The organism is Mycolicibacter longobardus, from assembly GCF_002102265.1.
Lineage (GTDB): Bacteria > Actinomycetota > Actinomycetes > Mycobacteriales > Mycobacteriaceae > Mycobacterium > Mycobacterium longobardum.
The window spans coordinates 51,181-71,043 of record NZ_LQPG01000028.1 but is presented as its reverse complement, the minus strand read 5'-3'; the positions used below and the strand labels follow the sequence as shown (position 1 = coordinate 71,043).

The 19,863-nt window shown below is 66.3% G+C and carries 23 protein-coding genes and 1 pseudogene; 13 read left to right on the top strand and 11 right to left on the bottom strand.

The genetic code is table 11. The features are described 5' to 3' along the window. Window positions 1-2 precede the first annotated feature (2 nt). The 4 genes from AWC16_RS15505 (at window position 3) to AWC16_RS15490 (ending at window position 2,958) form a co-directional block, all read left to right on the top strand. The gene (locus tag AWC16_RS15505) at window positions 3-836 is read left to right on the top strand and encodes a C40 family peptidase (protein WP_085265633.1); all 834 of its coding nucleotides are present in this window, start codon (window positions 3-5) and stop codon (window positions 834-836) included. 123 nt (window positions 837-959) lie between these two features. Then, a complete protein-coding gene (locus AWC16_RS15500; protein WP_085265632.1) occupies window positions 960-2,282 on the top strand; it encodes a DUF4226 domain-containing protein in 1,323 nt (440 codons plus the stop codon). Between the two features lie 47 nt (window positions 2,283-2,329). Next, the gene (locus AWC16_RS15495; protein WP_085265631.1) at window positions 2,330-2,647 is read left to right on the top strand and encodes a type VII secretion target; all 318 of its coding nucleotides are present in this window, start codon (window positions 2,330-2,332) and stop codon (window positions 2,645-2,647) included. Then, on the top strand, window positions 2,644-2,958 hold the full coding sequence (locus AWC16_RS15490; protein WP_085265630.1) for a DUF2694 family protein: 315 nt from the start codon (window positions 2,644-2,646) through the stop codon (window positions 2,956-2,958). Before AWC16_RS15495 ends, AWC16_RS15490 begins: the two co-directional genes overlap by 4 nt. On the opposite strand, the gene AWC16_RS24395 is transcribed toward AWC16_RS15490, so the two are convergent. Continuing rightward, entirely contained in the window at window positions 2,955-3,113 is a 159-nt protein-coding gene (locus tag AWC16_RS24395) for a hypothetical protein (RefSeq protein ID WP_165759237.1), read from the bottom strand. The two genes, AWC16_RS15490 and AWC16_RS24395, sit on opposite strands and share 4 nt — an antisense overlap. 145 nt (window positions 3,114-3,258) lie before the next feature. Here AWC16_RS24395 and AWC16_RS15485 point away from each other — a divergent pair, with 145 nt between their 5' ends. Both AWC16_RS15485 and AWC16_RS15480 read left to right on the top strand, forming a co-directional pair. Then, entirely contained in the window at window positions 3,259-4,848 is a 1,590-nt protein-coding gene (locus AWC16_RS15485; protein WP_085265629.1) for a DUF5631 domain-containing protein, read from the top strand. A 49-nt stretch (window positions 4,849-4,897) separates the two neighbouring features. Then, a complete protein-coding gene (locus AWC16_RS15480) occupies window positions 4,898-5,215 on the top strand; it encodes a DUF2710 domain-containing protein (protein WP_085265628.1) in 318 nt (105 codons plus the stop codon). A gap of 15 nt (window positions 5,216-5,230) precedes the next feature. Here the strand turns inward: AWC16_RS15480 and AWC16_RS15475 are convergent. Next, window positions 5,231-5,782: pseudogene (locus tag AWC16_RS15475) on the bottom strand (type VII secretion AAA-ATPase EccA); the annotation flags it as partial. Between the two features lie 190 nt (window positions 5,783-5,972). On the opposite strand from AWC16_RS15475, the gene AWC16_RS15470 reads away from it, so the two are divergent. From AWC16_RS15470 to AWC16_RS15455, 4 genes are all read left to right on the top strand, one after another. Next, window positions 5,973-6,575 carry a DUF4226 domain-containing protein gene (locus AWC16_RS15470; RefSeq protein ID WP_234812295.1) on the top strand — a complete coding sequence of 201 codons (603 nt, stop codon included), beginning with the start codon at window positions 5,973-5,975 and terminating at the stop codon, window positions 6,573-6,575. 36 nt (window positions 6,576-6,611) lie between these two features. Next, window positions 6,612-7,241, top strand: coding sequence for a sensor domain-containing protein (locus AWC16_RS15465; protein WP_165759236.1), 630 nt, complete (start codon window positions 6,612-6,614; stop codon window positions 7,239-7,241). Between the two features lie 82 nt (window positions 7,242-7,323). Next, window positions 7,324-7,557: a type II toxin-antitoxin system Phd/YefM family antitoxin gene (locus AWC16_RS15460; RefSeq protein ID WP_085265626.1), complete on the top strand. Its 234-nt coding sequence runs from the start codon at window positions 7,324-7,326 to the stop codon at window positions 7,555-7,557. Further along, on the top strand, window positions 7,554-7,943 hold the full coding sequence (locus tag AWC16_RS15455) for a type II toxin-antitoxin system VapC family toxin (RefSeq protein ID WP_085265625.1): 390 nt from the start codon (window positions 7,554-7,556) through the stop codon (window positions 7,941-7,943). The genes AWC16_RS15460 and AWC16_RS15455 overlap by 4 nt, the downstream gene beginning before the upstream one ends. Before the next feature lie 39 nt (window positions 7,944-7,982). Here AWC16_RS15455 and AWC16_RS15450 read toward each other — a convergent pair whose 3' ends face one another. Next, window positions 7,983-8,945, bottom strand: a complete 963-nt coding sequence (locus AWC16_RS15450) for a hypothetical protein (protein ID WP_085265624.1) — start codon at window positions 8,943-8,945, stop codon at window positions 7,983-7,985. After that, complete coding sequence (locus tag AWC16_RS25190; protein ID WP_133055951.1) at window positions 8,942-9,721, bottom strand: DUF5631 domain-containing protein; 780 nt, start codon at window positions 9,719-9,721, stop codon at window positions 8,942-8,944. The genes AWC16_RS15450 and AWC16_RS25190 overlap by 4 nt, the downstream gene beginning before the upstream one ends. 1,209 nt (window positions 9,722-10,930) lie before the next feature. On the opposite strand from AWC16_RS25190, the gene AWC16_RS25185 reads away from it, so the two are divergent. Beyond that, complete coding sequence (locus AWC16_RS25185) at window positions 10,931-11,326, top strand: hypothetical protein (RefSeq protein ID WP_085265622.1); 396 nt, start codon at window positions 10,931-10,933, stop codon at window positions 11,324-11,326. A gap of 950 nt (window positions 11,327-12,276) precedes the next feature. Here the strand turns inward: AWC16_RS25185 and AWC16_RS15425 are convergent. The 4 genes from AWC16_RS15425 to AWC16_RS15410 form a co-directional block, all read right to left on the bottom strand. Next, complete coding sequence (locus tag AWC16_RS15425) at window positions 12,277-12,690, bottom strand: hypothetical protein (protein WP_085265621.1); 414 nt, start codon at window positions 12,688-12,690, stop codon at window positions 12,277-12,279. A 266-nt stretch (window positions 12,691-12,956) separates the two neighbouring features. Continuing rightward, on the bottom strand, window positions 12,957-13,343 hold the full coding sequence (locus tag AWC16_RS15420; RefSeq protein ID WP_234812294.1) for a hypothetical protein: 387 nt from the start codon (window positions 13,341-13,343) through the stop codon (window positions 12,957-12,959). 191 nt (window positions 13,344-13,534) lie between these two features. After that, entirely contained in the window at window positions 13,535-14,023 is a 489-nt protein-coding gene (locus AWC16_RS15415; protein WP_234812293.1) for a hypothetical protein, read from the bottom strand. 118 nt (window positions 14,024-14,141) lie between these two features. Then, window positions 14,142-14,474, bottom strand: a complete 333-nt coding sequence (locus AWC16_RS15410; protein WP_275986728.1) for a VOC family protein — start codon at window positions 14,472-14,474, stop codon at window positions 14,142-14,144. Between the two features lie 79 nt (window positions 14,475-14,553). On the opposite strand from AWC16_RS15410, the gene AWC16_RS15405 reads away from it, so the two are divergent. Then, window positions 14,554-15,480, top strand: coding sequence for an alpha/beta fold hydrolase (locus AWC16_RS15405; RefSeq protein ID WP_234812292.1), 927 nt, complete (start codon window positions 14,554-14,556; stop codon window positions 15,478-15,480). On the opposite strand, the gene AWC16_RS15400 is transcribed toward AWC16_RS15405, so the two are convergent. Continuing rightward, a complete protein-coding gene (locus AWC16_RS15400) occupies window positions 15,477-16,433 on the bottom strand; it encodes a dipeptidase (RefSeq protein ID WP_085265618.1) in 957 nt (318 codons plus the stop codon). The two genes, AWC16_RS15405 and AWC16_RS15400, sit on opposite strands and share 4 nt — an antisense overlap. Before the next feature lie 54 nt (window positions 16,434-16,487). Here AWC16_RS15400 and AWC16_RS15395 point away from each other — a divergent pair, with 54 nt between their 5' ends. Beyond that, window positions 16,488-17,099 carry a GNAT family N-acetyltransferase gene (locus AWC16_RS15395; RefSeq protein ID WP_085265617.1) on the top strand — a complete coding sequence of 204 codons (612 nt, stop codon included), beginning with the start codon at window positions 16,488-16,490 and terminating at the stop codon, window positions 17,097-17,099. A gap of 6 nt (window positions 17,100-17,105) precedes the next feature. On the opposite strand, the gene AWC16_RS15390 is transcribed toward AWC16_RS15395, so the two are convergent. Then, the gene (locus AWC16_RS15390; RefSeq protein ID WP_085265616.1) at window positions 17,106-18,224 is read right to left on the bottom strand and encodes a nitronate monooxygenase; all 1,119 of its coding nucleotides are present in this window, start codon (window positions 18,222-18,224) and stop codon (window positions 17,106-17,108) included. 119 nt (window positions 18,225-18,343) lie between these two features. Further along, on the bottom strand, window positions 18,344-19,801 hold the full coding sequence (locus AWC16_RS15385; protein ID WP_085265615.1) for an alkaline phosphatase family protein: 1,458 nt from the start codon (window positions 19,799-19,801) through the stop codon (window positions 18,344-18,346). Between the last annotated feature and the right edge of the window lie 62 nt (window positions 19,802-19,863).

The following is a 19,863-nucleotide window of genomic DNA, read 5'->3' as shown; positions in this document are numbered from 1 at the left end:
CGGTGAGCAACGGTGAGTTGGAAGTCCTGAACCGTGCCCACGGGCTGTTTGCGGGGAGTCCGCAGCCGGTCTCACTGGAGTCCGAGCTGGACCGCTACGCCGACTTGCTGAAGCGGACCGCCAACGCCAACACCGGATCGGGGCATGACCGTTACCGGCAGGCGGTGCTTGCCCAGCGGGAGCGGTTGTTGGCCAACGCACGCACCGACGCCGTTGCCACCACCGTGCTCGCCGCGGCGGTCGCCGACTATGCCCGTGCCCGCGAGCAGACCAAGGGCGTGGTGGCGGCGGCCCGCGCTGACGCGGAGGTATCGCCGGACACCCCGCTGGCACAGCGGGAGGCGATGCGCCGACGAGCCGCACGGCTGCGCGCCCAGCGCGCCCACGTGTTGTCGGCCCGACACGGTGCACGCACGCACCGAGCGGGGCTGCGACGACTGCGTTATCGGAGAGCGCGGCGGCGGGCAGTGGGCCTGGATCAGTTGCGGCTGCCCCACACTCGCGCAGGCCTGGCGGTCCGCGCAGCGCTGTCGCGGCTCGGCCGGCCTTACGTGTGGGGTGCCACCGGCCCGGATCGCTTCGACTGCTCGGGGCTGACCCAGTGGGCCTATCACCAGGCAGGAGTGCCACTGTCTCGCACCACCTACACGCAGATCCACGAGGGAATCCCGGTGCCACGCTCCCAGATTCGACCCGGCGACCTGGTGTTCCCCAGCACCGGGCATGTCCAGCTGGCCATTGGTGGAAACAGAGTCGTCGAGGCGCCGCACGCCGGCGCAACCGTTCGGATCAGCCCACTGGGTGCGCAGGTGGCAATCCGGCGTCCGGTGCCGTGAACAGGCTGTCCCCATCGGGTCCTCGGGTGAATTGTCGGCTCCGCGGGGCATCGGTACAGTCACCGGCCATGAAGCGGTCAGTGGCACAGCGTCGGCCCGGCGCAACGATTTTGGGCTGAGGCGATGGCAACCCGCGACGACGTGCTGGATGCGATCGACCGCATCGAAATGGCCGGCGGGGCGGGTGAGGCGACACGGGTGGCCCAGGCGTCGCTGACCCTGCCGTTGCCCCCGTCGGGCTACGACCGCGTCTTGAGCAACCTCCTCTCGGCGCGGCCGGTGTCGGCCGGCGAACAGCGCGGCGCCGCGGCGCAAGCCATGAAGCAGGCTGAAGCGGCTCTGGCGCAACAGTTGTCGGCCACCGCCGAGTTCGACCGGAAGATCATCGAAGCGCTGCGTCACGCGCACAAGACCACCCTGGAAGGACGAAGCAGGCTCGACGGTCTGGAGGCGGAGATCGTCGGTGCCGCGCAGGCCTGGGATCTGAGTACCGCCGCGGGTGCGCGGGAGTTCCAGCGGTTCCTGATCGCCAAACTGAGCGAGATCATCAGGCTGGTGGAAGACGCCAACGACGACGACACTTCGAAGCAGCTGCTCGCCGCCGCGCTGAGGGCGCTGTATATCGCACAATCCGGCCGTGACGACCCGGCGGCCACCGGCCACAATCCGGAGCCTATGGACGATCCGGCACCGCCGACCACCGGGCCGGATGCGGACTTCTCGGCAGACTCGGATGCCGATCCGTATCCGGACTTGCCGGCCGAAGACGAGTCGGAGGCGGGCCACCAAGACGCAACCGGGCGCCAGCCCGAGGTGCCAGTGATGCCGATGGTCCCGGGCTTGGGTGGCGACGGGCCCGGATTCGGTGCGATGCCCGCTGCCATGCCGGCGGGACTTCCAGCAGCTGGCTGGAGGCCGGAGTTGGACGGTGGCGACCTTCCAGGTGAGGACGACTACTCGCCTGAGGACGCGACCGATGACGCGGCGCCCGATGGGGCCGATGACGACGGGACCGACGGCGACGCCGCGCAGGAGCGCCCGAGCGACAATGGCCCGGTCACCGTGAGGCTGCCAGACGGCGCGACGACCAGTGTTGCCAACCCGCAACTCGCCGCTGCGATGCAGGCCGCTGCCGACGGACAACCCGTCGGAGAGGCCTTCCGGCGCCAGGGGATTGACCTCCCGCCGCCAGGAACACCGGTGACGACGCCGGTCGATGCGACCAGGCTGCGGCCGGGCGATATCGGGGTGTTCACCGACCGTCACGCTCTGGCCGTCGGCGACGGCAAGGCGCTGCTCGACGGACAGGTCCACCTCGTGGACAACCTGCGCGGCCCCGGATTCCTGGGCTGGCAGCATCCGCCGGTCGCCGTACAGGAGCCTGCCCCGGCCGGTGAACCGGCTCCGACTCGGCCCGCGACGGCGGTTCGGGGCCTGCCCGCTTGAAAAACCCGGTTCCAACCGTCATCGTCGATTAGCCAGGAGGGTAGAAGATGCCAGAGAACATCCACGTCAATCAGGGCGTTTTGACCAACGCCGCGGGGAACCACCAGCAGACGTCGGATTATCTGTCCACCGTCCCGGCCTCCCATGAGGCGATCCAGACGACCCTGAATTCCCTCGGCCCGATCTACAGCGACTTTCGCCAGGCAGCCGGTTCGTTGCTGGACGCCCGCAAGAACTGCTACGACGACCAGGCGAGCGAACATTCGACAGTGTCGGACAATCTGCGCCTGGCCGTGGCAACGTGGAACCAGCATGAACAGGACGCCGCCGATGCCTTCCGAGGTCTTACCGATGGACACCGATGACTGACCCGAATCCGGCATTCGACACCATTCATCCCAGTGGTGACGTGCTGTTCCGTTCTTGTCGCGGTGGCTATCTGCACAGTGTGGTGTTGACCGAGGCTGCGATGGAGGCGGATGTCCATCGACTGGCCGAAGCCATCGTTCTGGCAGCGGACGTCTCGTTTCTCAAGGCAGCGTTGGAGATCCGCGGCGAGATCGTCACAAGTGGGCACGCGCCTTCGGCGGCAGTGCCGACCAACGAGGATCTTCGGGCGGCCACCGAGCGCCTGCTGGCCCACCAACTGCACGCCGGCGACGCCTCCGGACGTTAAAGCACCCACTTTCCGGCGGCGTCGGCCTTGGGCGCGATGCTGCCGGGGGGATCAACCACCATGTCGCCGAATAGGTTTCGAGCCCGTTCCAGCAGGGCGAGCACTTCGCTCAGCTGCGCTGCACACCCCGTTGCGGGGGACCCGACATCGGCCATGATTCGTACGCTACCGACCTGCAGGTGGGCTGACAATTCACCGTGCGCCGGGTTGTTGATGGCTGCCCGACGGGGCGGTGCGGAGGGTGTCGGCGTGGCCGAAATTCCGGCGGGACTCCGCGGAGGGCAACGGTAGGCTTGCGCGGTGGCAATCTTCGGTCGGCGGTCGGCGCGCCAGCGTCTCCGGAGCGCGGCACGGGAATCACTCACGATCCCGGCCTTCAGCGCCCCGGTCGACTGTAGTGCCTGGGTACTCGGCGGTCTGTGGCCCGCCGAATTGACGACGATCACCCCCGAGACGGCGCCGCTGGCCGACTATCTCAATGCAGATCTGCAGCGAATCGCGAATTCGGCGAACGAAAAGCTGCATGCGATCGGTCGATCCGGGTTGGCCGGGCAGGCTCGTCAGGCCGCGGAGGCCAGGGTCATCAACGTCGCCAGGGCCTTCGCCGTCTTGCGGGTGGAGTCGACCGTGCGCCAGCTCCACAAGGAGGCCCTGGAGTTCCGCTCGGGATACGCCGGCCTCAATGCGGCGCCGGCGGCAGCCGAGCCGGTCGAGCAGATCCCGACCAACTCCGCCCCGCCTAGCCCGGCTGAGCGGTCCGATGAGACCAACGATCAGCGCGCCCGCTCTCCTCGCCATCGGTTGCCGGAGACCGTCGTCGTCGAGCCACCCGACCTGGTCGATGACCTGGAGGCACCCATCCCGCGTCCGGTGCCTTCGCCGCCGGCTGCCGCAACCCCGGTCCGTCCCGTAGTGCCTCCGCCGGCACCCGAAGCACCACGTCCGGTGCCTGCGTCGCCTCCGGTACCCGAGGTGGCAGAAGCGCTCGAGGTGGTGGAGCCGGATCGGCCTGGCGCGCCGTCCGTACCGGGGCGGCTGGTCGTCGACAGTGCCGACGAGAAACCGCCGACCACCGCCATCGTGCCCGAGCCGGTTGTCGCACCGCCTCCTGAACAGGTCATCGCACCGCCCGTTGAGCCGGTCGTCCTGCCGGTCGTGGCGCAAGCCACCGCCCCCGCCGCCGCGGAACCGCCCGCCGCGCCGCTCCCCGAACCCGCACCGCCAACACCCGCGAAATCGGCGGTGGCCGAATCCGAGGAGCAGCGGCTGCAACGCCTGTTGGCCTTCGTCGCTCGGCAGGAGCCCGGACTGCGCTGGGCGATCGGCACTTTCGCCGATGGCAGCACACTCTTGGTCACCGATATCGCCAACGGGTGGATCCCGTCCGGGATCGAGCTGCCGGCGGGGGTGCGGTTGCTGGAGCCCGGCCGCCGAACCGGGACGGCCACCGAGATGCTGGGCACACCCACCGAGTCGGCCGCTTACAGTCCCGGCGATCGTCTCGGCTGGGCGAGCGACTTCGGATCGACCGACACGTCGGTGCAGCCTCGGGAGCTGGCGTCCATCGAAGACCTCGGCTGGCAGCTCAGTGAGGCCACCCATTGGCGTGAAGGGCTGCCGCGGATGGCCAACACTCTGGCGAAGGCAGGATCGGCCGGAACCGGGGTGGTCGACGCCGAAATCGATCTGCTGCGGGTGCATCTGGACACCCTGAGATACCAGCTGTTGGCGCAATACCCCGATTCCGACACCGCTCTGGTGCTGAACTGCATGCTGTTGGCCGCCACCGAAGGCATCGCGACCGGGGACGCGGTCTCGGCCAACTACCACTACAGCTGGTTCCGGACGCTCAGCGCGCCGCCCGTCAGCCAGTGGGATCCACAGGCCTAGCGTTGATGATGAATTGACGCTACTCATACCCGCTGGACATACTTAGCCAATGTCGGGGCCGGACAGCCGCGCGGAACTCAGCGACAAAGACCTCGTTGAGTCTGTACTGCGGGATCTGCGTGAGGCTGCCGAGAAATGGGAGGCGCTGGTCGCCGAGGCTGAGAACACCACCTACAGCGTCGATCTCGGAGACGTCCGCGCCGTGGCCAATTCGGACGGCCGACTGCTCGAATTGACGTTGCATCCTTGCGTGGTAAGCGATTACACCTACCGCGAATTGGCGGATCGCCTCAACGTCGTCTTCACCGCGCTGCGCGAAGAAGCCCAGTCCGATTTCGAGGCCAGGTACGGCGCCGGCACGGTTTGACGGGCGCTTGCCGGGCTACCAGATGAGTCCGGCCATCTCCCGTTTGGTGTCGCACACGGTCCGAACCGCGGCTTCGATGTCGGCGGCGGTGATGGTCTTGAGGTCGTCAATCGTCACCTCGTGCCCCGCGCGCTTCTGCGCGGCCAGCCGGGTGTCACGGGTCAGCTCGGCCTCCTCGATCACGTTGCGGGCGAACCGACCGTTGTGCATGACGTTGATGCCGTGCTCTCCACGTGGGCTGACGTAGGCGCGGATCGTGGTCACCATATCCAGAAACCGCTGGCGCGCCTCAGGATTCAGTTCGGTAGCGCGGCTCGAGCCATAGCGTTCGCCGATCTCGACGAGCTCTTCGGGTGAGTAGGACTCGAACCGGATCTTGCGATTGAACCGGCTGGCCAAACCGGGGTTGACGGTCAGAAACGCGTCCACCTGGTCCTCGTACCCGGCCGCGAGGAAGCAGAAGTCGAAGCGATGCTTCTCCAGCGCGATCAGCAGCTGGTTGACGGCCTCCATGCCGATCATGTCGGGTGAGCCGTCCTGGTGGCGTTCCACCAACGAATAGAACTCGTGACCGGAGTTCTGGTCCCGGTTCGACAGACTTAGCGGCATGCTCTGCTACCCCTAACGACGCACTGCGGGCAGTGCTGCGCCGCGCCCCGCGGCGACAACTGCACCGCGACGACAATACTGGCGTTGGCCAGCGGGAACCAGTCGCCGACGAGCACGCGACGGCGCCGATGCGCGTAGCGTCTGCGCTATGCCGGACCAGCTGGGTGCCTATGCCGACGCCGCTCGCGCGGTAGAAGAGCAGTTGGTGCAGCGGTTGGCGACGTCAGTGGAGCTCGACCGGTCCTTCGAGGTGATCCTGCGCGGCGCACATCAGTACAACATTCAGTCGCGGGCGCGTCTGGACGCGCTGGAAGCCGAGATCCGCCAGAGCGCCGCGAGTTGGCCCGGTCTGGACACCCCGGCCGGTGCTCGCCAGTTCCAGGCGTACCTGGCCGGTAAGACCCGGGAGATCCACAAGATCGTCGCCGATGCTTACGCCGACAATCAGCAGCGGGCGACCCAGGTGCAGACGCTGACCGGGCGCTACGCATCTGGGGGCGCGAAGCAAAAGGGCCCTTACGATCAATCACCGGTAAATGAAACACTCGACGGCCTGTACCAGGATTTGGCGGAATTGAGCGTAAAAATTACCGCGCACAACGCCAGTCCCCCTCCTCCGCAAAACCTTGCCGCAGTGGCAGCGTATAACGTGAGAGCTCAGGAATTGTATGACGAGATTCTTGTCTTGGCGGCTAAATTCCTGACCCACGGCGTTGAGATGGACGTTCCACCTCCTCCAGAATTTAAATGAGGGTGCCTGATTCTGTTTCTTTTTGAAGGGGGTTACGTGATCCGCAAGCGCTTGTTCACCCGGCTTCAGACGCTTGCTGTGACCTGCTGTCTCGCGGCGGCGCTGACCGCCTGCCATTCCGGTAGTGTCGCCGCGGCGCCCGACTTCGACGCCGACTCGTTGATCGTCGGCCTCGATGATGTCCAGCGCATCGCTGACCGCGATGACCTCACTTCGCTGCCTGTGCAGGATGCGCCGACGCCGCACTACGAAAGCCCATACACTCCGGACCAGTGTCACCCGGTGTTTGGCCAAGAGGATGCTTTCGGCCATAACTGGTCACAGTTTCGTGCCGTTACATACACGGCCGCCGGCGGAGAAATAAAGACCATGTCAACGGTCACGCAGGCGGTCGGAATTTATTCTGATGACGGTATGGCGAGGGCGGAATTCGACCGACTCGTATCCGCCGCCGAGGCATGTGCGGCATTACAGGCAAAGCTTTACAATTTTCGCGTGAATAAACAAGGTCCGTCTACCGTGGCCCTGGTATTCCCTGGATATTCGCAGAGCGTCATATATCACGTGGCGTCGTCGGTGTTGATAGATGTCGTAGTCCAAGGTCTTCCTCGGTCTGATCAGATCGCAGAAACCGTGATGCAGATGATTGCCGGCCGCGTGAGGTAACGGGCCGACGCAGGTGGGCGACAGCCCACATTCAAGCTAGTCACGCTAGCGCTACCAGCGCGACTCAAATACGATGGTTGCCATGGAGACGATCAGCAGCACGGACGCCAAGAACCAGCTCAATCGGCTCTTGAACGACGTCAAGGCCGGTGCGTCCTTCACCATCACCAGCCACGGTCAGCCCGTCGCGCAGCTGGTACCTGTCACAGCTGTCCCACGCAGATTTGGCCAGTTGCCGAGCCTGGTCGTACCAAACGACTTTGACGACGCATTGCCGGCGACAGAACTTGCTGCCTGGGAAGACGCCGAGGCGTGAATATCCTGCTCGACACCCACACGCTGCTGTGGCTGGTCAGTAAGCCGGGGGGCGTGGATGCCGGTGCGCTGGCGATCCTGTCCGACCCGGGAACCTCGGTCTGGATCAGCGCCGCCTCGGCATGGGAGATCGCGACCAAGACCCGGCTGGGCCGCCTCGACGGTGCGGCTCTGTTGTCGACCTGGACCGACGTCATCGGCGACATGAGCAGTACGGAACTGACGATCGACTCCGCTGATGCGATCCTCGCCGGTCGGCTTCCCTGGGATCATCGGGACCCGTTTGACCGCATCATTGTCGCCCAGGCCTTACGCCGCAATCTCACCATCGCCACCCGCGACGCGAAGATCATCGGCGCGGCTATCACCCCAACCCTCAAGGCATAAACCGCGCGCCTGATTACGGGCGGCCGCCGCGACGCTCGATCACTTCGACGAGTCGTTTTTGTCCACAATGCGTTTCAGCGGCGTAATACCGGGCCCGCCCGCGTCCTTTGCGACGGACTTCGTCACGGGCACGTTGGGTGGGGCCGTGGTGCGGCCCTTCACCGGCTGACCGTTGGGCACGCCGGGGGCAGCGATCCGCTTCGCGTCGGTCTTGTCGTCTTTGCCGCCCTTGCCGCCGGCGCCTGCCCCGCCGGGCATCATCGGCATCATCCCGCCGCCGGCTCCGCCTGCGGCGGGGGCGCCGCCTGCGGGGGCGGCCGAGCCGGCGTTGGCCATGGAGCTGGCGGGCGTTGTCGGCATCGATGTCCCCGGGACCGGGGGCGGGCCGAGGTTGCTGGCCGGCGTGGTGCCCACGCCCAGACCGCTGCCGCCTCCGCCGGAGCCGAAGTCACCGCCTGCGAATCCGGGATCGGGGGTGATATCCGAGGCCAGTGAGGCGCCGCCCAGCTTGCTCAATCCACCGATACCGGACTGCATTGCGCCCATCAGCGGCTGCATGGCACCCTGGCCGGCCTGCATCAATCCCTGTGGCAGCTTGCTCACCGCGCCGAGGGCACCGCTGAGTGCACCGGTGACGCCCTGCATCGCGCCGGTGACACCCTGCATCGGTCCAGCCATCGCGTCCTGCGGTGCCTGCTGTGCCATCAGGGCGTCACCCTGCGAGGCGACCTTCTGGAACTTCGATACCGCGTCGGCTTCATTCTCGGCGAACTTACGCACGGCGTCCGCGGCATGACCGGTGCGGTCCCGGTGATCGTTGATGAGTTCGGTGTTCGTCTCAACCAGGTTCAAGTTGGTGGCGGCGCCGAAGGCCGCCATCGTGGCATCCACCGGGGATGATCCGCCGGAATGGACCGGGCCGGGCGGGATGGCCGCCGGGGGTTGCGAGAGCGCAATGTGCAAGAAGTCTGCACCGTAATGCTTCACGAAGTCGTCTGTCATGGCGTTACGCCTCCATGCCGTACCGTCACTGCCTGGTACCACGCGAGGTGATAGCGGGCGAGCTCTTCGCTTCCTCCGATCAGGGCGTCGATAGCTGCCAACAGCATCCAGTCGGCCACATCCCGGGGAGCATGCTGGGGATAGGCCGACAGTACCCGTGCCTGTGTCTCGGTGACTACCTGCCGGAACAGCGCGATTTCGTTGTCGGCGACGCCGGATCTGCGGGCCATCGCACGCGCCACGGTCTGCACGATCCGCGGCAAGCGCGGATTGGCTCCGGTGACGTCGATGAGCGTGGGCCCCAGTTCATCGATGTGCTGGCCGTAGCGGGCCCGCTCCCCGCTGCCGGGAATCGGATCGTTCGGACCGGCCTCGGTGATGTAGGTGTTCGGCTGGTGGGCGGCGGCCGCGATCACTGCACCCAGCAGATCGACGGCGCTGGTGTCGCGGCGACGGTGCGCCGGATCCAGGAGGGCGACCCCGGGCGGAAGTTTGACGGTGGGCGGAATCCAGCCCCCGGCCAGGTCGGTGACCAGCACGGTGGTGGTCTCGTCATCGCGAAGCCCGGCCGCCCAGGCGAGGTTCGGTGCTTGGCGGGCTACCGCGTCGACCTTGCGCTGCAAGTCCTGGTGCTCGGCCAGCCGCCGGGCCGCCGTGCCGGCGCCGGCACCGGCAGTGCCCCCGGCCGCCATATTGCCGGCCACCGACGCACCCGACGGACCTCCGATACCGGGAGCCGGCTTGCCCGGTACCGGACGATCTCCGGTGGATGCCACCGTGGCTCCGCCAGAAGTCGGTGTCGTGGGGCCACCAGCCGGTGGCGGTGACGGCGGACCAGCAGGCCCGACAGGCGCCGCGGGCGTGGCCGGAACGGCTCCACTCGCCGGGCGCAGGTCTGCCCCATAGCCGGGCAACGGACCCGACGGGACTGCCGGGCCGGCGCTGATCGGAGCCGACGGCACCGACGCCGGGCCGGATGACACCGTTGGAGCTACCGGTGCACCCGCCGGTGCCGCGCCCGTAGCCGGTGTCGACGGAGCGACCTCCGTGCTTGAACTGGCCAAATGCGCCATGTTGCCGAGCATCCCGCCCGCCATCGGCGTCACTGACGGCGACGGGGCAACCGGTGACGCTGACGCCTGCCCGAACCCCGAGGAACCCGTCCCGCCGGGCGTCAACGGCGGTGGCGGCCCGCCCGCCCCAGGCGGCCCGCCGGGTATGCCCGACGCGAACGCCTGGGCCGGGTTGCCACCTGTAAGGCCGGGTGGCATGCCGCCGCCGGGAGCGCCGAGGCTTGGCATGGCGGAGGACATGGCGGATGGGGCGCCGGCACCCCCTGCAGAAGGCGCGGCGGGCAGGTCGAGACCGCCGCCGGGCGGGGCGACCGGGCCGGCTGGTATGCCGCTGGGACTGGGGACGCCGAGAGCGCCGCTGCCTTGTGTGTTGGTGTTGGGTGGCCCGGGGGTGCTGCTTACACCTTCGCTGGGACTGGGGACGCCGAGAGCGCCGCTGCCTTGTGTGCTGGTTTTGGGGGGTCCGGCGGTGCCGCCTTGACCACCTGACTGTCCGGGAGCAGCAAACGCCCCAGCTACGCCGCCTTGCTCAGCTGCTCCGCCCTGCGCGGCTGTTGGTCCGCTTGGGCTGTTACCACCGAAGGTCGAGCCGCCGTTGGGAGTTGGTTGGCTTGCGCTTGGTTGACCGACTTTGCCTGCGCCTGATTGGCCGTCTGTATTGCCGGTGCCGAACGGAAAAGGGAGTCTGTCGGCACCTGCATGGTTGTTCATGTCACCGGTACCGAACGGGAAGGGAAGCTCGTCGGTACCGGCGGCCTTCCTGGTCAGTTCTTCGCTGGTGGGCAGGCGCGACGCTGGCGGGCTGAATTTTGCGCCGCTATCTTGCAGCCACTGTTGTGCGTCGCCCTCGATGCCCAGCTCCTTGAACATCTGTTGCGTTGCTGCGATGATCTTCCCGTTGGCATCTGAACCGTGTTCGGCCGCTTCAGCATTCGCGGCGGTGATTTCTTTGACCGCTTCGGCCATCGACTCGGGCGTATTTTGTGCGACGAGGCCGTCAACTTTTTGGTCGTATCTGTTGACGATGCTCGTCAAGTTCTGACGGAGTTCATCGACGGCATCCGCGACGCTTTTGCTAGCGATACTTTTGCTACGGCAGTGCTCAGCGGCGTTCGCCAGACGGTTGTAGCCGATCCGCAAGCGCATCAGCTCGTCTTCCGTGGTGTGCCCGCTGTTTCTCGCAGTGAGACCGTTTGTGAAAGCTTGGAGTTCCACGGCCTCGTGCTCTTTGGCTGCAGAGTGGCCAGACCAGTGTTGGACGCCCTGCTTGGGTTCGGTTGGAGGGCCTGGCCACCAAGCCCCCACTAAATAGAACGACCATTTTCCCGGCGGTAGGTCAGTCACCGCACAATTCCTTTAGCGAACGTTCTTTGGTGTTCACGGCATCTACGGCTGAATCGAATCGCGGGTCGCCAGCTCTGCCACTGGACGACTCAACCACCAAGCTCTCGTATGTCTGCACCACAGCGTCCGCCGCATCGCGATACGTGGACTCCAATGCGGGGTTGGATGCCGCGGATCCGAGGATGAGGGCGCCGTTTACCAAGGCGATACGTCCCAGGCCTGCGTCGGGTCCATTGGTCTCGATGTGGACGGCGTCCATAGCGGGCTTGAACCGGCCGCATAAGTCGGTCTTGGCGACCGTCCTTTCAGCGGCTGAGTAGCTCGGGCTGGCTGGAGCCCTCGTGAGCGCCACGATAGCCAGGATCAGCGAGGCGACACCCAACAAGGCAGCAGCAAGCGTCGCAAGTGCCAGGGCTGGCCGGCGGGGCGGCTGAGCGGGGGGAGCTGCGGGCCAGGGCGGCGGGGCCATCGTCACATGCGGATGGTAACCCCGAAGACCACGCGCGTGCTTACACGCTTTTGGCTTCCTTGGGCCAATGGGCGGACTGCGCGCCACATATAAGTCTGGATGATGAGGTGGGCAGTCGGCGGCGAGTCAGGCACGGGTCCGCAAAGGATGCGATTCTTCCGAGGGAGGGGACTCTATCGGGTGCTATCTAACGCGGGATACACCGCGACCTCGGGTGGCTTTGGCTTTCGCGATTTGGTTGCGCGGCAGAGTGGGGTCTGCATCAACGAAGGGTAGTGCCAAGTGCGCGCCCGGCGCGGGTGGCGTGCATGTAGTGGAGCGAACATGCCGAGTTTGACCAGATCGGCCCTGCGCTTAAGGCTTGCGTTGAGCCCGACTGCCTGGACGGCTGGCAGCGGACCCCATCCAACTGAAGAGGGGAATCGCCCAGTTTCCGGGATGTAGCTCAGTCATCGCACAGGCCCTGCAGTTCTCGACTCTTGGAGTTTGAATCTTCTACGGCCGCCCAAAACAACTGGGTGTCTGATTGTCCCTTTGTCCCCATCGCGGTGACCGTCTGGTAGCTCGCAGCCAAGGCCCGCGCAGCGTCGCGGAGTTTTACATCCACTGCCGGATCAGATGCCGCAGTCTCAAGGATGAGGGCACCATTGGTGTTCGCGATCCGCGCTAGCGCTACGTTGCCGTCGGCGGCTGTCGTCTCTATGTGCACCACTTCCGACGCAAGTTTGTATTGGCCACACAATCGCGTTTTGGCCGCGGATGTCTCTGCAGCTGTGTAGGAAGGCGTCGACGTGGCTGGGCGGGTCAGCGCCACGATCGCGATGGTTGTGGAAGCAATCGATAGCAAAGCCGCCAGCACAGCGAATGCTACTGGCGACCGAGGTTGTGGGTAAACGGCGGGCGGCGTGGGCCAGGGTGGCGGTGGCGTGGTCACATTGCGGATGGTAAACCCGAAAGCCGCTTTGAGACGGGTCGAACGGGCGGGTTGCAGTTGGTCGACCGGGGTGGGTGCAAACCAGGACACCTTGAGAAGGGCAGATGTTCGGCGAGGCTCTACGGAGGCCGTCGGGCCGCTGGTTGGCCACGGTCCCTGGAGTTCAGGTGGGGTAGCGGCGAGCGGCCGGCTCAGTCATCGCACAGTTCCTTGAGTACGCGATCCTTGTCGTTAACGGCATTCATCGCATCCTGAAACTGCGCCTCCCCTACGACGCCGCTAGTTCCCATGACGGTAAGGTCCTGATACCCGAGCGCTAATGCGCGTGCGGCATCACGCGCGGAGGTGTCCAGCGCCGGGTCTGCGGCTGCGGTCTCAAGCATGACAGCGCCGTTGGTGAGGGCAATCCGCGCTAACGCGACGTTGTCCGGAGTTTTGGTCTCGATTTGTACGCTCCGCGCAGCGAGCTTGTATCTATCGCACAGTATTGATTGCGCCGCCGCCCCTTCCGCCGCCGTGTAGGTACGTGAGGGAGTTGGACGGCTGACCGCCGCGATCCCCAGGGCCAGTGCGGCCACGGCTGTGATGAGACTAGAGGCTTGTACTACAAGCGGGATTCGACTGCGCGAATTAACGGCGGGTGGCGCGTGCCAGGGCGGCGTTGGCATGGTCACATGCAGATGGTAGACCTCAACGGGCAGCTTGGTTTGGCGCGGCGTTCGGCCAGGTAGCTGCAGATCGTTGCCGTTGCGGTTTATTGCGCAGCAGGTCAGTCGCCACAAAGGTCCAGCATCACGCGGTCTTTCGCGTTTGCTTCAGCGATCGCCGCCTCCAGTTCGGGGTCGTCTCCCTCTCTGCCGGTAGCAACGGCCACGAGGGTCTGATAGGTGAGTGCGAGTGCCCGGGCCGCATCGCGATATTCCGCGTCTAGGGCCGGGTCCGTCGCAGCCGTCTCAAGGATCAGGGCTCCGTTGGTTGCAGAGAGACGTGCGAGCGCAATGTTGTTGGGCGTGTTCGTCTCGATGTGTTCGGCGTGCGCTGCAAGCTTGTAACTACTGCAGAGGCGCACCTTGGCGTCGGCTCGCTGTGCGGCCGTGAAACTCGATGGTGAGGCATTTGACGAATGGGTTAGCGAAACGATCGCCACGATCAAAGCGGCGGCTGCCAACAAAGCAGCAAGCGTCGCAAGCGCCACTGCCGACCGCCGGTTTGACTGGGCGGGAGGCGGCACGGGCCAAGGTGGTTGCGTCAGGGTCACATCGCGGATGGTAGACCGATTCAGTCGCTGAGCCGCGGGATCGTTGCCCTACAACTGGAGCGAGCCCGGCGGGACCATCTGGTAGATCAGGTGAGCCAGCGGAAACCCCGGCAGTCCCTCACCGCGCCAGCGGCTTATAGAACACCAGCCCGTTGCCCTTGTTGTCGTACACCACGGCCCGGCGCTCATGGGCGTCGTCGTAGGGGCCCTTCACAATCCCGCCGCCACTGGCCTCGATGGCTTTCGCAGCACCGTCGACATCGTCGGTCTTGATCCCCACCACCACCTGGCCGTGTATGGGGTGATCGACCGCGGTCGCCAGCGCCAGAGTCACCGATCCGCCGTCGAGAGCGGCGAAGTGCGCGCCGTCGCGGAACTTCAGCGGCATGCCCAGGGTTTCGCTGTAGAACTTGATCGATTCATCCAGGTTGTCGGTGGACAAGACGATCATCCGGATGTCGTGGTCGCTCACTGCTGCCTCCTGTGGGTTTACTCTTCGTTCCAGGCTAAGCCCGAGATACCGTCAGCGGGTGGGTAAACGCCTCGCTGCACTGGTCATCACGGTCCTGTTCATGGCGCTGTTGGTCGACACGGTCGTTGCCAACCGTGTCCCGCGGCCCGCCGAGCCGTTTGCCGGCGGCCGCGTGCTCCAGCTGCCCACACCGAATCTGAACGTCCGCGAGTATGGCCCGGACGGGGACCGTGCCATCGTGCTGCTGCACGGCTACTCGGCGTCTATTCAGTGGTGGGAGGCGGTGGCCCCGGCGTTGGCGAACGGCACCCGGGTGGTCGCGATCGACCTTGTCGGCCACGGTGGCTCGGAGTCCCCGACCGAGGTGGAGCTCTACAGCGCCGAGGCGCAGGCAATCGCGGTGCACCAGGCGCTCGACGCCCTGGGCGTGCGGCACGCGGTGCTGGTCGGGCATTCGATGGGCGGGACGGTGGCCACCGCACTGGCCGAGAGAGCACCAGAGTTGGTTGACCGCGTGGTGGTCTCCGACACCCCCGCGGACCAGGGGATGGTCGCCATGCCGGCGCTCGGCAACGTGGCGTGCTGGCCGGTGCTCGGCGCGGCAGTGGATCGGTTGCGCGGCATCGACGCCGTCGACAGGAGCTCACTGCAGACCGGATTCGCCGCGGACTTCCCGGTTCCGGAGCTGGCCTACCGGTCGTTGAAACGCATGACCCACAACGCATTGTGCGATGCCAGGACCGCGGACCGGTTCAACGAGAAGCGGCCGGTGGCCGATCGGCTGGCCGGCCTGGGCAAGCCGGTTCTGGTGGTGTGGGGCGAGAATGATGTGCTCACCCCCACCGGCAAGAACTTGGAGCGTTATCGTGCGGCGGGTCTGCAGCCCGTCGTCATCGCCGGATCAGGCCACAGTCCGATGGTGGAGAAGCCAGACGAATTCTTAGGCGCGGTAAAGGTTTTCACCCACACGGCACGGGCGAACTAGGCGCGCCACGTTTCCCGGGCCACCCGGTGGAAGTTACCGCCGAGCACGGCGCTGACGTCGGCGTCGGCCCAGCCGCGCGCCGAAAGATGTGCGCGCAGTCCGAGCCAGGTCTCCGGCGGCATCCATTGGATCGGACCCCAACGGGTGTAGCTGTCATCGAACAACAGCGGATTGGCGGCCACCTCAGCGTCGAAGTCGGCGTGGTCGAAGGAGTAGTCGGTGCTGACCCCGACATGCTCGAGACCCACCAGGTCAACCGCGTACTCCAGGTGGTGCGCCATCGCGTCGAGGGTGGGAGTGTTGGGGCCCAAGAAGATTCCCACCGCGGTGATACCGACGACGCCGCCGGTGGCCGCACACGCCCGGGCCTGGTCATCGGTGATGTTGCGCGGGTGATCCCACACCGCCCGCATGCAGGAATGGCTGTAGACCACCGGCCCGGCCGAAACGTTGCACATGTCCAGGCCGGTGCGGGCGCTGCAGTGCGAGCCGTCGGGGACCATGCCGACGGTGTTCATCTCCGCCACGATCGCCCGGCCCCACGCGGTGAGGCCCCCGTCGTCGGCGTCCAGGCAGCCGCTGCCGGCGCGGTTGGTGTGGTTGTAGCTGGGCAGCAGGGTGCGCACCCCGTGCTCGGCCAGAACGGCCAGATTCCCCAGGTCGTCGTCGAGCGGGTTGGAGTCCTCCAGGTCGAACACCACCGCGATACCGCCGGCGCCGGTGATCGCATCCACGTCGTCCAGGCCGGCCGCCACGGCCAGGTCGGGATGAGCGTCGATGGCGCGGCGATAGTGCCGCAGCAGGGCCATGGTGTCGGCGAAGCGCTGCGGGGAATAGCCCGCGTTCACCGACAGCAGGGCACCGCCGGCGTGCTGGTAGCGGGTCAGCGGCGCCACGTCGGTGCCGTCCTGCAGCGGCAGGCAGGTGTGCTGGTCCCACAGCAGGGTGCTCATAGCCGCTGATCTTGCTCCGCGCGCCGGCGTGGTGCGACGCATTAATCTAGCCGGATGGCACTCGAAGCGCGGCCCGCTCGCAAATCGGACATCACACCACTGGCGGAGACGTTGGCGCGTGCGTTCTACGACGACCCGGTGTCGGTGTGGATGCTGCCGGACGACACCTCCCGCACCGCTCAGCTGGCGACGTACTTCGGCACCTCCACCCGGGTTCATCACCTGTCCGGTGGTGGGGTCGAAGTGGCCGACGACGGTTCGACCGTCGGTGCGGCGGCGCTGTGGGATCCGCCCAACCACTGGAAGCAGTCGATGTGGTCGCAGCTGCGCATGGCGCCGGCGCTGTTCCGCTCGTTCGGCTTCCGCATCGCCAAGGGGCGGGCGATCTCGGACCTGTTGGACGCCAACCACCCCGAGGAGCCGCACTGGTACCTGGCGGTGATCGGCAGTGACCCGTCGGTGCGGGGGCGCGGGTTCGGGCAGGCCGTCATGCAGCCGCGGCTGGATCGCTGCGACGCCGAGTACTGCCCGGCATACCTGGAGTCCAGCAAGGAAGAGAACGTGCCGTACTACGAGCGGTTCGGTTTCAGGGTGATCGGGGAGATCACGTTGCCGGATGGCGGGCCGACGCTGTGGCGGATGTGGCGGGAGCCGCAGAACCCGTAGGACCGGTCAGTCGCTGACGGAGTCCCCGAGCCGTTCGGCGGCCGCGAGGTAATCCCGGGCGAACTCGAAGACGACCTCGCGCGCGGGCTTCACCTTGTTCATCAGGCCAACGCCCTGGCCGACGAAATAGGTGGCCAGCGCCTGCGCCCCGGGGTGCCCGGTGCTGGCGAGCTTGTCGACGCGGCGAAGCGCCGGTTCGGCCAGCATGGACTGCAGGGGCAGCGGCAGGGTGGGGTGGCCTTTGTCGTTGGGCCGCCAGGCGTCAGTCCAATCGGAGACCAGCTGCCGGGCCGGCTTCCCGGTGCGCCCCGTGGAGCGGATGGTGTCCCGTGAGGTGGCCGCGAGCATCTTCTGCACGGTGTGCGGGGCGGTTTCGGCTTCGTCGGTGGTGAGCCACACCGAACCCGTCCATGCCCCGGCCGCGCCCATAGCCACGCAGGCCGCCATCTGCCGCCCGGTGACAATTCCGCCGGCGGCCAGGACGGGAACGGCGTTGTCAATGGCGTCGATGACCTCGGGAATCAGTACCAGTGTGGAGACCTCACCGCAGTGCCCGCCCGCCTCGGTGCCCTGCGCGACGATGAGATCCACGCCGTGGGCCACCTGTTTGAGGGCGTGTTCCTTGGCGCCGACCAGCGCTGCGACCGGGATGCCGTTGTCCTTTCCGGACTTGATCATGTAGTCCGGTGGCACCCCGAGCGCGTTGGCCATCAGCCGGATGGGATGGGCGACGGCGACCTCGAGCAGTTGCTCTCCTGAGCTGCCGGCGAGCATGGCCGATCCCATTCGGGGGGTGTCCTCGGGCTCGATGTCATGCTGCGCCAACAGGTCTGCGATGAATGCTCGATAGTCCTCGGGGATCCGGTCGGCCAGTTGGCGCCCGGAGAGGTTCTCGCCCTTGCCCTCAAACTTCGCGGGCACGATGATGTCGATGCCGTAGGGCTTTCCCTTCACCTGCTCGTCGATCCAGCTCAACTCCTGATCCAACTGCTCAGGGTTGTATGCCGCACCGCCGAGCACGCCGAAGCCGCCCGCGTTGGTCACGGCGGCCACGACGTCGCGGCAGTGGCTGAAGGCGAACAGGGGGAAGTCGATGCCGTACTGCTCGCAGATCGGGGTCTTCACGGTGCGCCGCTCCTTGCATGAACAGGGGATCGAGGCGGGCTGCTGACTCAGGTCCTGGCCCGGTGGGGCCGGGCGACTTCCAGGACGTTATCGCAGTACGTGAAGCGCGGCGGGCGGTATCAGCCCGCCAGTGCGTCGACGTCGAGCAGTGGCAGCTCGGCGTCGGCCAAGTCCGGAGCAAGAACGGTGTTGTCGGCCAGCAGGGCCTCCACCCCGCCGGTGAAGTCGGCACTTCCCGGCTGCGGCAGTGGTGGGTCGTTCGGCGCGATGGCGCCCGCTCCGGTCCATTGTGCGACCACCCGGCCCAATTCGTTCGCCACGTTGACCACTACCCCGCCGACGGCATTGAACACCCACTGGGCGCCCTGAGCCAGGCTGCTGATCAGGAAGATGTCCTGGTCGATGATCGACTGCAGGAAGTTGTTGATGGGGGGGAAGGCCCAATCCTGGAGGAAGTAGCCTGCGCCGCCGGCCAGCGCACGAAGGACCAGTGAGAGGTGGGTGCCGATGTCCGGGTATTCGACGCTGTTGATTGCGGCTAGCAGTGCCTGCTTGAGGTCGTCCGGGAAGACGACGCTGTTGACCAGTTCCGGGTCGAGCTGCATCGGGGCGCCGTCGAAGTCCGACCGCATCGGGATCCCGAAGATCTGCAGGATGGTGGGCACGATGTCGACGTGCTGGTAAGCCAAATTCTGGGCGCCGGCCTGGTCATCGTTTCCGGCCAGCGACAACATGATGAAACTCGTTGTCTCGTTGGGCGTCTGGAGTCCGTGGCCGAGGCTGAATCCGGGCAGGGTCGGTGTGTCGTGGTGGCCGTGGTCGGTGGTGAGGATGATTGTCCAGCGGTCGCCGGTGGCCGCCTCGGCCTGGGCCACCGCCTCCAGGATCTGCTTGAGGTTGGCACCGACGTTGATAACGGCTTGCATGTACTCGTCGGACTGGCCGGCGAACGAATGTCCGGCGTGGTCGACCTGCGACTGGTAAGCGAAGATGAAGTTCGAGAGGTCCGGATTGGTCGTGGTCGCCAGGATTCTGGAGATGGTCTCGGCGGTGACCAGCTCGTCCATCTCGGCCGAGGTGGAGCCACCGGAAATGCCGATGATGTTGTCGGCCGGATAGCCGCCCAGGGAGGCCATCTCGGTGAAGAGGCCCCGGCCGGAGATGACAGTGGTCTCGATCTCCGGCTGGTGGTACTCGATCAGATTGAACACCGACGGCCAGGTCGTGTACGGCTCGGGCCGGAAGATGTTGCTGACGATCCCATGCTTGTCGTCCCACACCCCGGTGAGGATGGTCGACCACGACGGAGTGGACAGCGTCTGGTGGCCGGCGAGGCTCGTGACGGCGGTGATTCCCCGGTCCATCAGCAGCTTGAAGCCGCTGTCGTCGTTGTAGGCGTACTCGAGGATCTTGTCCAGGCGGGTGCCGTCGGTGCCGAGCAACAGCACGTTCTCCGCGGCGAGCAGCCATTCGGCGGTGACGGTGGAAACTCCCACCTGCGTGCCGACCACCGAACCCGTTCCGGCTACCAGGCTGGCAACGGCCGCACCACAGAGGACCTTCTTGATTGATGTCACGTTTCCCTCGCCGACGTTGTGCGGACCAATTGGCGGGAATAGTAGCAGTTCCCCAGGGAACC

Coding starts and splice junctions, on each gene's coding strand:
- AWC16_RS15500 (WP_085265632.1), top strand. CDS start 960: ATGGCAACCCGCGACGACGTGCTGGATGCGATCGACCGCATCGAAATG.
- AWC16_RS15495 (WP_085265631.1), top strand. CDS start 2,330: ATGCCAGAGAACATCCACGTCAATCAGGGCGTTTTGACCAACGCCGCG.
- AWC16_RS15490 (WP_085265630.1), top strand. CDS start 2,644: ATGACTGACCCGAATCCGGCATTCGACACCATTCATCCCAGTGGTGAC.
- AWC16_RS24395 (WP_165759237.1), bottom strand. CDS start 3,113: ATGGCCGATGTCGGGTCCCCCGCAACGGGGTGTGCAGCGCAGCTGAGC.
- AWC16_RS15480 (WP_085265628.1), top strand. CDS start 4,898: ATGTCGGGGCCGGACAGCCGCGCGGAACTCAGCGACAAAGACCTCGTT.
- AWC16_RS15470 (WP_234812295.1), top strand. CDS start 5,973: ATGCCGGACCAGCTGGGTGCCTATGCCGACGCCGCTCGCGCGGTAGAA.
- AWC16_RS15460 (WP_085265626.1), top strand. CDS start 7,324: ATGGAGACGATCAGCAGCACGGACGCCAAGAACCAGCTCAATCGGCTC.
- AWC16_RS15450 (WP_085265624.1), bottom strand. CDS start 8,945: ATGACAGACGACTTCGTGAAGCATTACGGTGCAGACTTCTTGCACATT.
- AWC16_RS15410 (WP_275986728.1), bottom strand. CDS start 14,474: ATGATCGTCTTGTCCACCGACAACCTGGATGAATCGATCAAGTTCTAC.
- AWC16_RS15400 (WP_085265618.1), bottom strand. CDS start 16,433: ATGAGCACCCTGCTGTGGGACCAGCACACCTGCCTGCCGCTGCAGGAC.
- AWC16_RS15395 (WP_085265617.1), top strand. CDS start 16,488: ATGGCACTCGAAGCGCGGCCCGCTCGCAAATCGGACATCACACCACTG.